Annotated in this window: 16 protein-coding genes; 7 read left to right on the top strand and 9 right to left on the bottom strand. The window is 63.6% G+C overall.

Annotated features, from left to right (window positions below):
* The gene (locus tag CK228_RS01565) at nucleotides 1-975 is read left to right on the top strand and encodes a hypothetical protein (protein ID WP_095786641.1); all 975 of its coding nucleotides are present in this window, start codon (nucleotides 1-3) and stop codon (nucleotides 973-975) included.
* Here the strand turns inward: CK228_RS01565 and CK228_RS01560 are convergent.
* The 7 genes from CK228_RS01560 to CK228_RS01530 form a co-directional block, all read right to left on the bottom strand.
* Nucleotides 965-1,399 carry an aldehyde-activating protein gene (locus CK228_RS01560; protein ID WP_095786640.1) on the bottom strand — a complete coding sequence of 145 codons (435 nt, stop codon included), beginning with the start codon at nucleotides 1,397-1,399 and terminating at the stop codon, nucleotides 965-967. The genes CK228_RS01565 and CK228_RS01560 overlap by 11 nt on opposite strands.
* A gap of 137 nt (nucleotides 1,400-1,536) precedes the next feature.
* A complete protein-coding gene (gene moaB / locus CK228_RS01555) occupies nucleotides 1,537-2,091 on the bottom strand; it encodes a molybdenum cofactor biosynthesis protein B (RefSeq protein WP_095786639.1) in 555 nt (184 codons plus the stop codon).
* A 1-nt stretch (nucleotide 2,092) separates the two neighbouring features.
* Complete coding sequence (locus CK228_RS01550) at nucleotides 2,093-2,980, bottom strand: 4-(cytidine 5'-diphospho)-2-C-methyl-D-erythritol kinase (RefSeq protein ID WP_095786638.1); 888 nt, start codon at nucleotides 2,978-2,980, stop codon at nucleotides 2,093-2,095.
* A gap of 26 nt (nucleotides 2,981-3,006) precedes the next feature.
* A complete protein-coding gene (locus tag CK228_RS01545; RefSeq protein WP_019856933.1) occupies nucleotides 3,007-3,192 on the bottom strand; it encodes a membrane protein in 186 nt (61 codons plus the stop codon).
* Between the two features lie 139 nt (nucleotides 3,193-3,331).
* Complete coding sequence (locus CK228_RS01540) at nucleotides 3,332-4,192, bottom strand: S49 family peptidase (RefSeq protein WP_095786637.1); 861 nt, start codon at nucleotides 4,190-4,192, stop codon at nucleotides 3,332-3,334.
* Nucleotides 4,193-4,271: 79 nt separating this feature from the next.
* Entirely contained in the window at nucleotides 4,272-5,087 is an 816-nt protein-coding gene (locus CK228_RS01535; protein ID WP_095786636.1) for a tRNA1(Val) (adenine(37)-N6)-methyltransferase, read from the bottom strand.
* Nucleotides 5,087-5,311: a DUF2007 domain-containing protein gene (locus CK228_RS01530; RefSeq protein ID WP_027041409.1), complete on the bottom strand. Its 225-nt coding sequence runs from the start codon at nucleotides 5,309-5,311 to the stop codon at nucleotides 5,087-5,089. Before CK228_RS01530 ends, CK228_RS01535 begins: the two co-directional genes overlap by 1 nt.
* Nucleotides 5,312-5,515: 204 nt before the next feature.
* Here CK228_RS01530 and CK228_RS01525 point away from each other — a divergent pair, with 204 nt between their 5' ends.
* From CK228_RS01525 to CK228_RS01505, 5 genes are all read left to right on the top strand, one after another.
* Nucleotides 5,516-6,532 carry a polyprenyl synthetase family protein gene (locus CK228_RS01525; RefSeq protein WP_019856937.1) on the top strand — a complete coding sequence of 339 codons (1,017 nt, stop codon included), beginning with the start codon at nucleotides 5,516-5,518 and terminating at the stop codon, nucleotides 6,530-6,532.
* Between the two features lie 109 nt (nucleotides 6,533-6,641).
* A complete protein-coding gene (locus CK228_RS01520; RefSeq protein ID WP_095771071.1) occupies nucleotides 6,642-7,310 on the top strand; it encodes a GntR family transcriptional regulator in 669 nt (222 codons plus the stop codon).
* 187 nt (nucleotides 7,311-7,497) lie between these two features.
* Nucleotides 7,498-8,091 carry a biotin transporter BioY gene (locus tag CK228_RS01515; protein WP_095771070.1) on the top strand — a complete coding sequence of 198 codons (594 nt, stop codon included), beginning with the start codon at nucleotides 7,498-7,500 and terminating at the stop codon, nucleotides 8,089-8,091.
* Nucleotides 8,088-8,525 (top strand): DUF1284 domain-containing protein, encoded by a 438-nt coding sequence (locus tag CK228_RS01510; protein WP_095771069.1) that lies wholly within the window; start codon nucleotides 8,088-8,090, stop codon nucleotides 8,523-8,525. The genes CK228_RS01515 and CK228_RS01510 overlap by 4 nt, the downstream gene beginning before the upstream one ends.
* Before the next feature lie 183 nt (nucleotides 8,526-8,708).
* Nucleotides 8,709-10,484 (top strand): tetratricopeptide repeat protein, encoded by a 1,776-nt coding sequence (locus tag CK228_RS01505; protein WP_095786635.1) that lies wholly within the window; start codon nucleotides 8,709-8,711, stop codon nucleotides 10,482-10,484.
* Between the two features lie 69 nt (nucleotides 10,485-10,553).
* On the opposite strand, the gene CK228_RS01500 is transcribed toward CK228_RS01505, so the two are convergent.
* Nucleotides 10,554-11,015, bottom strand: coding sequence for a GNAT family N-acetyltransferase (locus tag CK228_RS01500; RefSeq protein WP_095771067.1), 462 nt, complete (start codon nucleotides 11,013-11,015; stop codon nucleotides 10,554-10,556).
* A gap of 266 nt (nucleotides 11,016-11,281) precedes the next feature.
* On the opposite strand from CK228_RS01500, the gene CK228_RS01495 reads away from it, so the two are divergent.
* The gene (locus CK228_RS01495; protein ID WP_038645360.1) at nucleotides 11,282-12,226 is read left to right on the top strand and encodes a glycine--tRNA ligase subunit alpha; all 945 of its coding nucleotides are present in this window, start codon (nucleotides 11,282-11,284) and stop codon (nucleotides 12,224-12,226) included.
* Nucleotides 12,227-12,287: 61 nt separating this feature from the next.
* On the opposite strand, the gene CK228_RS35150 is transcribed toward CK228_RS01495, so the two are convergent.
* Nucleotides 12,288-12,464, bottom strand: a complete 177-nt coding sequence (locus CK228_RS35150) for a hypothetical protein (RefSeq protein ID WP_179295769.1) — start codon at nucleotides 12,462-12,464, stop codon at nucleotides 12,288-12,290.
* Nucleotides 12,465-12,614 lie beyond the last annotated feature (150 nt).

Raw genomic sequence — 12,614 nt, 5'->3', positions numbered from 1 at the left:
ATGACGCTTTCAACCCCTGACAATTCCGGTGCTGACAGTCTCGAAGCCATTGCGCGCAATGGCAGCCTGCTGCGGCGTATTGCCGTGCGCATTCCGACCTATCTCACGGACCTGCGCGAAAACCCGGCCTGGCTGCCGATGTTCATGCTGGCGCGCACCATGCCCGGGCGTCGGATGCATTGGCTGGCCGCAAAACGCGCCCGTCCTGCCGACAATGTCGGGGATACGATGTTTTCCGGTGTCGAGCGGGCGGCGGTGGTCGATGCGCTGCGTTCCGACGGCCTGTTTTCAGGCCTCGTCCTGCCGCCGGAGATCCATGAAGAGATCGCGGATTTCGCCGGGCACACCCCTTGCTTCGGCAATTTCGACCGCCGTCTCGAATTCATGCCGGGCGACCATGCGCAGGCCGAGAAACGCCTGGGCCGCTCTCTGCTCAGCGGGCACTATTTCGAACGCATCCTCGACTGCCCGGCGGCACTCGCCATACAGCGCGATCCGCTGCTTCTCGACATTGCAGCGCACTATCTCGGCGCTCAGGCGAAACTGATCACGACGCGCGTCTGGTGGAGCTTTCCGACCGGCAAGGCCTCGGACGCCGACAAGAACCTTGCCTCGCTCGGCAAGTATCATTTCGACCTCGACGACTGGCGCATGCTGAAGTTCTTCTTCTACCTCAACCCGGTCGATGCCGACACCGGTCCGCATGTCTATGTCAGGGGCAGCCACAGGCGCCGCGCCATCAAGCATCAGTTGACCCTGCTGGTCGGCCATCCCGCCCAGGAGGTGCTGGACGTCTATGGCGAGCACAGCCCGGTGACGCTGACCGGCGAAGCCGGCCTCGGCTTCGTCGAGGATCCGTTCGGCTTTCACATGGGCACCGTGCCGACGCGCACGCCGCGGCTGATGATGGAAGTCGGCTTCGGCGTCTCACGCCCCTCGCGCCGGCGCTTTCATGGCGAACCGGTTATTCGGTAAAGGCGAACCGGATCTCCACCTGCATCCACCGCACCTGTCGCCGGGCAATGCGGCTTTCCCTGCTCTCGGCATCATAGTCCATGGCGACTGGTTCGCGGCTGAACTTCAACCGGTCGTCCAGGGCATTGACGATGGCGATCGCCCTTGAATCACCGTCATCGGTGGTGATCGCCGCGACGTAGACACCGCAGTCCCGGCAGATCAAATAGTCGGCTGTACGCAGGCCGAACCGATATCTGTGCAATTGGGCTTCGTCCTTGATCAAGACGGTCAGCCTGCCGTCCGGATCGGCGACGGCGCGCGAGCCATGTTTGGTGCAGAACGAACATTGGCAGGCGCGGACCTCGATTTGCGAGGGGTCGATATTGGTTGAAAATCGAAGTCGTATGTTGCCGCAATGGCACCCGCCGGCATGCTCGTTCATCGTATCTTCCTGGGTCGTGATCGGCCTTCCACGAGAAGGTACTTTCTCCGGCATCCGGTTTGGAATGGCTTTTCGAAGGCACTGACGCCGTTCTGCCTTCCAAGCGCGGCGTGAAACCCGGGCTTTGCCCTCAGCTCTTACGGAGCCGACTTCCCGCGCTGCAGATGTTCGTCCAGGCGCGGCATGATCTCGACGAAGTTGCAGGGCATGTGGCGGTAGTCGAGCTGCCCCTTGAGGATGGCATCCCAGGCATCCTTGCAGGCGCCGGGCGAGCCCGGCAGCACGAAGACGAAGGTGGCGTTGACGACGCCGCCGGTCGCCCGGCTCTGGATCGTCGAGGTGCCGATCTTGTCGTAGGAAATGCGGTGGAACACTTCCGAAAAGCCGTCCATCCGCTTTTCGAAGATTGGCTCCAGCGCCTCCGGTGTCACGTCGCGCCCGGTAAAGCCGGTGCCGCCGGTGGTGATGACGACATCGATGGCCTTGTCCCGCGACCATGCCAGCACCGTGTCGCGGATCTTGTCGCGGTCGTCGGTGACGATGTCGCGAGCGGCCAGGATGTGACCGGCCTCGGTGATGCGGTCGGCCAGCGTCTGTCCGGATTTGTCGTCTGCAAGGCCGCGCGTGTCCGAAACCGTCAGCACCGCGATACGCACCGGAATGAAGGAACGGCTCTCGTTGATACCAGCCATGTCACTCAGCCTCCGATGGCATGCTGCGCGTCGCCGCGACGAACCAGTCGGGCTGGCGGCCGCGGATCTCGGCAGCCGCGCGCTTGGCGACATTACCGGTCTCGAACAGGCCGAAACATGTCGCGCCCGATCCCGACATGCGTGAAAACCCCGACCCGGCCTTGTTGAGCCATGACAGCGCCCTGCCTATTGCGGGCTGCAGCGCAAGGGCTGCCGGCTCCAGATCGTTGCGGGTAATCTCCAGCCAGTTGCGCAGGCTGTGAAAATCGATGCTGCGCGGCAGCGGCGGCAGGGGCTCGTTGTCGCGGCGGGACAGGGCCGCGAAGACATCCGCCGTCGACACCGGCGTGCCTGGATTGACCAGCACCAGTCCCAGCGCCGAAAAGTCCGGTACGATCGACAGCTCGTCACCGATGCCGCGCGCCACCAGTGGCTTTGCCGCCAGGCACATCGGTACGTCGGCGCCAAGCGAAAGGCCGATCCGCGCCAAGCCGGCGTCGTCCAGATCCAAGGCCCATGCCTGCGCCAGTCCGCGCAACACGGCCGCCGCATCGCTCGACCCGCCGCCGACGCCGGAGGCAACCGGCAGGTTCTTTTCGAGTTTTATGGAGATGGGCGGGGTCCGTGAGGGGTCAGCCTCCCGTCGCAAGGCATCGCGGGCCTTGAGCACAAGATTGCTGGCGTCGAGCGGAACCGCCGGCGCATAACGGCCCGACACGGTGAAATCATCGTTATCGGCGAGCGCGATCTCGACCCGGTCGCCAAAGCGTGTGAACACCGCCAGACTGTCGATCAGATGGTAGCCGTCAGCACGCCTGCCGGTGACGTGCAGCGCCAGATTGATCTTGGCATGCGCGTGCCAGATACACGAACCGATCTCGGTGTCCACGGCGTCAGTCGTATAGGGGATGATGCTCAGTCCTTGGCCAGCCGGTATTCGCCGGTCTTCGGGTCCTTGACCAGCGTTCCCATCGCGCCATTGGCCGCCTGCTTTTCGGTGCGCCGCACCTTGGCCGTCACACGCTCGGCTTCCCGGATGAAAGTGCGGTAGCCAAAATAGGCGGCGGCGCCAACGACGGCGAAGAAGATGATCTGCGGCATGTCACAACTCCTACCACGCTGGGCCGGCGAAGGCGGCCGGTCGGGTCGGTTGATGCATGTCGCCCAAAACTGTGTCCGGTTTTGGAAAAACGGCATGCATGGACTTCAAGCCTTCATGCTAGACGGTTTTGCGCGGTTTTCAAAGCCCGAAGCGGGCCCACAATGCGCGCTCTTCCGCCGCATCGATGACGCCGCTGGCGGCGGCGGCGGCAATATCGGGCGCTGAAAAGCCCTTGCTTGAGCCGAACAGGCCGAAACGACCGAGGAAACCGCGCGGCGCGGTGATCAGCCTGAGCTGGGTCTTCGCGCCAAACCGGGTCTTCAGCACCGTGCGCATGTCGCCGAGTGCATCGACGAGGCCGAGCTCCACGCCTTTCTTGCCGGTCCAGAACAGACCGGTGAACAGATCCGGATCGTCCTTCAGCTTCGTGCCGCGCCGCTCCTTGACCAGATCGATGAAGGTTTCGTGCACCTCGAGCTGCAGCGCCTTCAGCCGTTCCACGTCTTCCTTTTTCTCGGGCTTGAACGGATCGAGCACCGCCTTGTTCTGGCCTGCGGTGTGGACGCGGCGTTCGACGCCGATCTTCTTCATCAGTTCGGGAAAGCCGAACGAGGCCGAGACCACACCGATGGAGCCGACGATGGAGGAGGGATCGGCAAAAATCTCGTCGCCGGCGACCGCGATCATGTAGCCGCCCGAGGCCGCGACATCTTCGACGAAGATCAGCACCTTCTTGTTCTTTTCAACCGCCAGGTCGCGGATGCGCCTGAAGATCAGGCGCGACTGCACCGGCGAGCCGCCAGGCGAATTGATCGAGATGGCAACCGCCGGCGCATCGAAGGAAAATGCCTTCTCGATAAGGCCGGCTGTCGAGGCCAGCGACAGATTCTGCCGGAACTGGCCGCCGGCCATGATCGTGCCGTGCAGCCGGATGACCGGAATGGTGACGACGGTGGAGCGCCAGGATTTCGGCAGCAGGCGGTTGAAAAAGCGTTTCACGAGGGCGCGGTCTCCGGTCGATAGGTTGCAGGCATGTAGGGATTTCCCGGCCAACGGCAATGCGGCGGCGAGGAATAGCTCAATCTCCAAACAGCGAGGCGAGACCGTTGGCAATCATTTCGCTGCGCTCGTCGGGGCCATTGCCCGATTGCGCGTGAAGCATCAAAGGCGGACGGATGGCAAGTTTTCCGCGCGCGCCGAGCGCTGCCCGCACAATGATACGGATCGCCGCTGCGTCGGGGCGAGGGTGCACGGCGAGCAGCTCGGCATCGCCGAAGCGACCTGACATCGCGTCGAGAATGGCGCCGAGCTGTTCGGGCCGCGCGATGACGGCAAGCCCGCCGCGCGGCCTGACCACCGCTGCCGCGCTGCGGATCCAGCTTTCGAACAGCCCGTCCTGCATGACATGGGCTTCCTTTCGCAGCCGGTCAGGCGTGGCGCGGTCCCTGGCTGCGTTGAAGGGCGGGTTCATGATGACATAGTCGAAGTCGTTGTCGGCCAGACCTGCCGCCACCCGGGCCTGGCCTGAAACCGTGACGTCGGCGACGAGCACGGATGCGCGATCGCTGAGATGCGCATTGCCGGGGTGAGCAAGGGTAGCCGATGCGAAGGCGGCCATTTCCGGTGCGCGTTCGACCAGAACGGCCCGGGCAGCCGGGCAGCGCGACAGCACCGCCAGGCCGGCAGCGCCGGCGCCGGCGCCGAAATCGGCGAGACGTCCGCCAAAGACGGACGGCACGGACGCCGCCAGCATCATCGCATCCATGCCGGCGCGGTGGCCGCCATGCTTGGGCTGGACGAGCCAGAACCGGCCGCGATGGAAGGCATCGACCGTATGGGCCGGCGTGTCCGGGCCAAGGGTGTCAAGGGCAGGGGCGGCTGGCGCGGCCGACATTATTTTGTGCGGATCTCGTTGGCGATGCCGGCATCCCTGAGGATGCGACGAGCGGCATCGGCCTGGTCGGCGTCGACCATGACGCGCTTCTGCAAAAGCCCGATCGACCCTTCGAGAATGCTCATATTCTGATCGGCGACAAAGCAGGCGATACCGGCGTCGCGCATCAGCGATTCGACGAAGGAGATGATCACGGCATCGTTGGTGCGGACAAGCTCTATCATCGTATGAAACTCGCAGTTTGCGCCATTGATGTAAACGGGCAGGGGATTCGGCGGCAGAGCCTTGACTCCATCCAGGATCGTTAACAGGCTGTCACCGCCGCCGCGCCAATTCGCCACTTGCCGTGGCCGTGTCCGCCGCCCTAGAGTCCGTATCGGGACTAAGGGTGCCGTCGCACGCGTTGTAACAAGACGGGAGTTATTGTCGTGGGTGTCGTTCTCAACATCGAAAACGGGAAGCGGGAGCCCGCCTCCATCAAGGATCTGATCGATCTGACGGCGGCCGACATGGGACGCGTCAACGAATTGATCCTGTCCAAGGCCGGCTCCGACGTCGAGATGATTCCGGAGGTCGCCAACCATCTGATCTCGTCGGGCGGCAAGCGGCTCAGGCCGATGCTGACGCTCGCCGCCGCGCAGATGTTCGGCTATGCCGGCGAAGGCCATGTCAAGCTGGCCACCTCAGTCGAGTTCATGCATACCGCGACTTTGCTGCACGACGACGTCGTCGACGAGAGCGGCATGCGCCGTGGCAAGAAGACCGCCCGCATGATCTGGGGCAACCAGGCAAGCGTGCTGGTCGGCGATTTCCTGCTTGGCCAGGCCTTCCGCATGATGGTCGATGTCGGCTCGCTCGAAGCGCTCGACATCCTGTCGAGCGCCGCCTCGATCATCGCCGAGGGCGAGGTCATGCAACTCGCAGCCGCCAAGAACCTTGAAACCACCGAGGACGAGCACTTCGCCGTCATCAAGGCCAAGACAGCCGCACTGTTTTCGGCTGCCGCCGAAGTTGGACCGGTCATCGCCCAGGCGACCCGCAATGATCGCGCGGCACTACGCTCCTACGGCATGAATCTCGGGCTTGCCTTCCAACTCATCGACGATGCGCTGGATTATGGCGGCACCAGCAAGGACCTGGGCAAGAATGTCGGCGACGATTTCCGCGAGGGCAAGGTGACCTTGCCGGTCATCCTGGCCTACCGGCGCGGCACCAAGGCCGAGCGCACCTTCTGGAAGCGCGCCATCGAGGACAATGTCGTCGACGACGCGGGCCTGGAAAAGGCGATCGGCCTGATGACCCGTCACGGCGCCATCGCCGACACGATCGGCCGCGCCCGCCATTTCGGCGAGATCGCCCGCGACGCGCTGGCACCGCTGGAAGAAACGCCACAGAAATCGGCGCTGATCGACGTCATCGATTTCTGCATCAGCCGGGTGAACTGAGAAGGCCGTCTTTTCTCCGAATTTCCCGTCGCTTTGTACTGGGGAGAACGATGGCGAACACGGCCTCGTCGTCTCGACAAGCGGCCTTACGGCAAATTATCTATAAAACATGGCAAAGGGCACGGACGACACCATCGCGGTGCGCATCAGCAAGGCGCTGGCGGACCGCATCATCTCGGGCGCGATCGAGCCTGGAGCGCGGCTGCGCCAGGATCATGTCGCCGAGGAATTCAACACAAGTCATGTTCCGGTGCGCGAGGCCTTCCGCCGTCTGGAGGCGCAAGGCCTGGCCGTCAGCGAACCGCGCCGTGGCGTGCGCGTCGCGGCTTTTGATCTCGGCGAGGTCAAGGAGGTCGCCGAAATGCGGGCCGCGCTCGAAGTGCTGGCGCTGCGCCACGCCGCGCCGCATCTGACGTCGGCCATTCTCGATCTTGCCGAGGAGGCGACCAAGGCCGGCGACAAATCCCGCGACGTCCGATCCTGGGAGGAAGCCAACCGCGCCTTCCACCGGCTGATCCTGGCGCCATGCGGCATGCCGCGCCTGCTCGCCACCATCGACGATCTGCATGCCGCCAGCGCCCGTTTCCTGTTTGCGGCATGGCGCTCGGAGTGGGAGGCGCGCACCGACCAGGACCATAGGGCGATCCTGACCGCCTTGCGGCAGGGGAACACCGAATCGGCCGCGGCGACGCTGGGGCGGCATGTCCAATGGATCGGCCGCAAGCCGGTCAGGACGGCGTCCGGCGCGACGCGCGAAGCCTTCGCGATCGTGGGTTGATGCCCCTCACCCAAAAGCGGCCCTCAATTTGGGGCGCCATCCATAAAGCAATGACCTGAAGCGCATCGCGACGCAGTTCAGACGCTCTTTGTCGTGGGAAGGCTTGCTATGTTGCGAGAAATGTGGATTCGATAATAGATCGAAAACAGAAATTATCTATAATTTCAAATCGACCGAAGGGACCCTCATGACAGACATCGCATTCACGTCCAGCAAGCCGTCCTTCAGCCCGCTCCGGCTTCAAGACCGCTCGCTCGCCTGGCAAGTCGGAGCCGTGGTGCTCGGCACGCTGTTCCTGGCGCTGTCCTCCTACATCGAAGTGCCGATGGTACCGGTTCCCGTGACCATGCAGACCTTCGCGGTCACGCTGATCGGCGCGCTCTATGGCTGGCGGCTTGGCGCGGTCACCATTGCGGCATGGCTGGTCGAGGGTGCTGCCGGCTTTCCGGTGCTGGCCGGGGGCGCTGCCGGCGTCGCGCATTTCGTCGGGCCGACCGGTGGCTATCTCTTCGCTTTCCCGATCACCGGCGCGCTTGTCGGCTGGCTGGCCGAACGCGGCTGGAACGGCAACAGGGTGGTGCTTGCCTTCGCCGCCATGCTGCTCGGCAATCTTGCCTGCCTGGTGCTCGGCACGGCATGGCTCGCCGTCATGATCGGCACTGAGAAGGCCATTACCTTCGGCTTCCTGCCGTTCATTGTCGGCGGCTTGCTGAAGTCGGCGCTTGGTGCCGCGACACTCATGGCGCTCCCCCGTGGCAAGGCGAAGCCGGCCAATCCGTGACGATCAGGCTGCGCGCCCATCATCTCCTTTGCCTGCTCACCTATGTGGGCAAGGGATACAGCCCCGCCTTCACCGTCAATTATGACGCGATCGCGGAGCGCCTGAGCCGGGGCGAGGACATCCTCCTTGTTTCCGGCCCGGATGATGTCTGCGCGCCTTTGCTCGAAGGGCCGGACCCGCATTGCCGCAACGAGAGCGTCATCGAGCGGGACCGGCTTGCCGCACGCGATGTCGGGGATCTTCTGGCCCGACCAATCGAGCCCGGCGTCCGCCTCGATCTCGACGCGGCAATCCTGGCGCGGCTGCGACAGGCGTTCTCGATTGGTGGCGTGCGCAAGGCTTGCGGCGGTTGCGAATGGAACGAGCTGTGCGGCGCGATTGCGGCCGGCGGCTTTCCCGAGACGAAAGTGCAGCGATCCGTCGTGCAGCGCTGACCTTGACGCCGGCTTTTCCACGGCCGAAAATCTCCTCCAGCCATGGTTTGTTAATCGGCTGACCCGATTGTGAATTTCAGGCGGATTGAAGCGCGACCCCAAAAAGGCCATGCTTTGCCCGGAAAGATCGAGTCTACGTCGATCCCGCTGAAGCGGAGATGGCGCCTGGCTGAAAGGGATACGATGCAGCAAGGACGTGCGCGCTGGCTGACAAGGCTGGCAATTGTGACGGGCATGGCGATTTCGGCTTTGCCGGCCTATGCCAAGCAATCCACCGAACCGGTCAAGATCTCGTCGTTCTCGGGCGCCTATCTGGCAGCGCGGATCGCCGAAGGCGACAACGACCTCGACAGCGCCATCGCCTACTACAAGCAGGCCCTGGCCTTCGATCCGAGCGACACCGGCCTGCAGCAGAGCCTGATGCTGTCGCTGATCGCGCAAGGTCGCTTCGACGAATCCCTGGTCTATGCCGACAAGCTCAAGGAAGTGTCCGATGTCGAGCGCTTCTCGCGCCTGGCGCTGGCCGTTGATTCGTTCCACAAGAAGGATTTCACCAAGGCCCAGTACTGGCTGAAGCTGTCACTGGAGTCCGACCTTGACCGGCTGATTTCCGGCGTGATGTCCGGCTGGGCCGAACAGGGTGCTGGCCAAGCCGGCGACGCGATGGCTTCGATCGACAAGCTGCAGGGCCCGGACTGGTTCGGCCTTTTCAAATCCTTCCACCGCGCCCTGGTCGCCGATGCCTCCAACATGCCCGAAAAGGCCGAGGCGATCTACGCCGCGACGATGCAGGATACCGCCGCCGGCGGAGCCGCGCCCGAAACCTGGATGCGCAACGCGCAGGCCTATGCCTCGTTTCTGGCCCGCAAGGGCGACAAGGCCAAGGCGATCTCGGTGCTCGACCAGGCCGAGGCGTTTTCGCCGGGTAAGCTCGAAATCGTCGCCTTGCGCGACAGGATCAGCAAGGGCGACAAGATCGCGCCCTTCGTGTCCGGTCCGTCCGACGGTGCTTCCGAAATCCTGCTCGACCTCGCCACGGCGCTCAACCGGGGCGGCGGCGAGCCGTTCGTTCGCCTTTACCTGCAATATGCGCTCGCCCTGCGGCCCGACAGCGACGCGGCTCTCGTGCAACTCGCCGCCGTCGCCGAGCAGCTGAAGGACGGCGAGGGCGCCATCGCGCTCTATCGGCGGATTCCCGATTCTTCGCCGCTGAAGGAGCTTTCTGACCTGCAGCTTGGCCTCAACCTTGCCGATCTCGACCGCCATGACGAGGCGATCACCCATCTGAAGGCCTTCGTCGAGGCTCATCCCAACGACATGCGCGCCTATCTGGCGCTTGGCGGGGTCTATTCCTCCAAGGACGATTTCCGCTCGGCCGCCAACCTCTACGACAAGGCCGTCGAGGCGCTGAAGACGCCGACCGCTGCCAACTGGAACATCTTCTACCAGCGTGGCATCGCCTACGAGCGGCTGAAGGAATGGCCTAAGGCCGAACCGAATTTCCGCAAGGCGCTGGAACTGCAGCCGGACCAGCCGCAGGTGCTGAACTATCTCGGCTATTCCTGGGTCGACATGAACACCAACCTCAAGGAAGGCCTGGCGATGATCCAGAAGGCCGTCGACCTCAGGCCGAGCGACGGTTACATCGTGGATTCGCTGGGCTGGGCCTATTTCCGCCTCGGCCGCTTCGATGACGCGGTGCGCGAGATGGAACGCGCCGTATCGCTGAAGCCCGAAGATCCGGTTCTCAACGACCATCTCGGCGACGCCTACTGGCGCGTCGGCCGCAAGCTGGAAGCCACCTTCCAGTGGAATCAGGCGCGTGACCTGAAGCCCGATCCCGACGTGCTGGCCACCTTGCAGCAGAAGCTGATGAAGGGCCTGCCGCCGATCGAATCCAACACGGCGCAGGAAACGCCCAAGGTCAAGCCCGAGCCGGTGCCTGTCCCGAAGGGGTGAGATCGGCTACTTTTGAATGCGAACGGGGCTTCTTTGGGAGCCCCGTTTTCGTTTGGAGGCGCGCAGCCCTCAAAACAGCTTCCGGTAGACGACGAAACCGGAGCGTTCGCCGACCTTGTCATAGAGTCTCATCGCGGTCTGATTGGTTTCGTGCGTCAGCCAATACACCCGTCCGGAGCCGGCGGCCTGCGCGCGCTCATAGACGCCTTCGATCAGCGCCCGGGCGATGCCTTTGCCACGCGAAGCCTGCGTGGTGAAAAGATCCTGCAGATAGCAGTTCGGTGCGATCGCCGTCGTGCTGCGGTGGAACAGATAGTGCACGAGGCCGAGGAGCTGTCCCTGGCTTTCAGCCACCAGCGCATGGACCGGTTCATAGGCGTCGAAGAAGCGCGACCACGTCATCGCGGTGATCTCGCTTGCCAGCGCCGTCTCGCCGGCCCGGCCATAAAATGCGTTGTAGCCGTCCCAGAGAGGCAGCCATTGCTCGTAATCCTGTCGCGTGACCGGGCGGACGATGATGGAGCTGGGCATGGCTGGACCTGTGGTCGTTGATTTGGGCTGTAGGGACGAAACAGACCGCAGGCTCCCGAGCCCGGCAATGGGCCAGTCCCCGGCAAAGTCTTCAACACCGCCCGGCATACTCACGGCGGCTCGCATCCGGCGCGCCCCTTGCTTGACGCTTCGCCGCCGTGTCTCTAGGACGGGCCGGCAAGAGCACGATCCCGAAAAGTGGATACCGGTTTTCGGAAAAGATCATGCTCGAGGACAGGCTCCAGCCTTTGATGTCGAGGCCACCCGTGACGATTGAAATCCCTGCCCATATGCACCCCAGCCGCTCGTTCCAGGGGCTGATCCTGACCTTGCACAATTACTGGGCGGCTTATGGTTGCGTCATCCTGCAGCCCTACGACATGGAGGTCGGCGCCGGCACGTTTCATCCGGCAACGACGCTGCGCGCGCTCGGGCCGAAGCGCTGGAACGCCGCCTATGTCCAGCCCTCGCGCCGCCCCAAGGATGGCCGCTATGGCGAGAACCCGAACCGGCTGCAGCATTATTACCAGTACCAGGTGATCCTGAAGCCGAATCCGCCGAACCTGCAGGAGCTCTATCTCGGCTCGCTGGCGGCGATCGGCGTCGATCCGCTGCTGCATGACATCCGCTTCGTCGAGGACGACTGGGAAAGCCCGACGCTCGGCGCCTGGGGGCTTGGCTGGGAATGCTGGTGCGACGGCATGGAAGTCTCGCAGTTCACCTATTTCCAGCAGGTCTGCGGCATCGAATGCGCGCCGGTGGCGGGCGAACTGACCTACGGGCTGGAGCGGCTCGCCATGTATGTGCAGGGCGTCGACAATGTCTACGACCTCAACTTCAACGGCCGCGAAGGCGCCGACAAGGTGACCTATGGCGATGTCTTCCTGCAGGCCGAGCAGGAATATTCGCGCCACAATTTCGAATACGCCAACACGGCGATGCTGCTCAGGCATTTCGAAGACGCCGAGGCCGAGTGCAAGGCGCTGCTCGAGGCCGGCGCGCCGGCGTCGAACGACAATCTGCCGATGCACAAGATGGTCTTTCCGGCCTACGACCAGTGCATCAAGGCCAGCCATGTCTTCAACCTGCTCGACGCGCGCGGCGTGATCTCGGTTACCGAGCGGCAGAGCTACATCCTGCGCGTGCGCAATCTGGCGAAGGCCTGCGGCGAGGCGTTTTTGAAGACACAGGCGGGTGGATTGGCGGCCTGAGCAATTCCAGGAAAAGCGCGTAGCTTTTTCCCGGGAGAGTTGCGCCAAACAAAGCTCTGCTTCAGGCAGACCTCATCGTCTCGAGGGTAGCGTTGATCGGTGACAGGATCTGGCCGCTCGAGCCAGCCATTGTCCGCAATGCCTGCCGAACACCCGGCATCGAGAAAGCGCCATGGACCTGCGCGGTGAAGCAGGCGCTGAGCGCGAGGATCTGCAGAAGTCTGGATGCCGTTTTCATGGTCGTTCAGCCAATAGTTCCCTGCCTGAGCGTGGGTCGCTTCAGCGCTGCGTTCGGTTCACGGAAATCTTTGATCCAAGGACGGACTGGGGCGCCGCGTCCCGACAAGGCAGCCAAAATTTCTGGAAAGGGTGACAGCGGCCAGCCGAG

It is taken from the genome of Mesorhizobium sp. WSM4312, assembly GCF_002294875.1.
In the GTDB taxonomy this organism is placed as follows: Bacteria; Pseudomonadota; Alphaproteobacteria; order Rhizobiales; family Rhizobiaceae; genus Mesorhizobium.
This window is presented reverse-complemented; position numbering and strand designations above follow the sequence as displayed.

Excerpts from the sequence above, each read along its gene's own strand:
- CK228_RS01565 (WP_095786641.1), top strand. The coding sequence starts at position 1 with ATGACGCTTTCAACCCCTGACAATTCCGGTGCTGACAGTCTCGAAGCC.
- CK228_RS01560 (WP_095786640.1), bottom strand. The coding sequence starts at position 1,399 with ATGAACGAGCATGCCGGCGGGTGCCATTGCGGCAACATACGACTTCGA.
- moaB (WP_095786639.1), bottom strand. The coding sequence starts at position 2,091 with ATGGCTGGTATCAACGAGAGCCGTTCCTTCATTCCGGTGCGTATCGCG.
- CK228_RS01545 (WP_019856933.1), bottom strand. The coding sequence starts at position 3,192 with ATGCCGCAGATCATCTTCTTCGCCGTCGTTGGCGCCGCCGCCTATTTT.
- CK228_RS01535 (WP_095786636.1), bottom strand. The coding sequence starts at position 5,087 with ATGTCGGCCGCGCCAGCCGCCCCTGCCCTTGACACCCTTGGCCCGGAC.
- CK228_RS01530 (WP_027041409.1), bottom strand. The coding sequence starts at position 5,311 with ATGATAGAGCTTGTCCGCACCAACGATGCCGTGATCATCTCCTTCGTC.
- CK228_RS01520 (WP_095771071.1), top strand. The coding sequence starts at position 6,642 with ATGGCAAAGGGCACGGACGACACCATCGCGGTGCGCATCAGCAAGGCG.
- CK228_RS01515 (WP_095771070.1), top strand. The coding sequence starts at position 7,498 with ATGACAGACATCGCATTCACGTCCAGCAAGCCGTCCTTCAGCCCGCTC.
- CK228_RS01505 (WP_095786635.1), top strand. The coding sequence starts at position 8,709 with ATGCAGCAAGGACGTGCGCGCTGGCTGACAAGGCTGGCAATTGTGACG.
- CK228_RS01500 (WP_095771067.1), bottom strand. The coding sequence starts at position 11,015 with ATGCCCAGCTCCATCATCGTCCGCCCGGTCACGCGACAGGATTACGAG.
- CK228_RS35150 (WP_179295769.1), bottom strand. The coding sequence starts at position 12,464 with ATGAAAACGGCATCCAGACTTCTGCAGATCCTCGCGCTCAGCGCCTGC.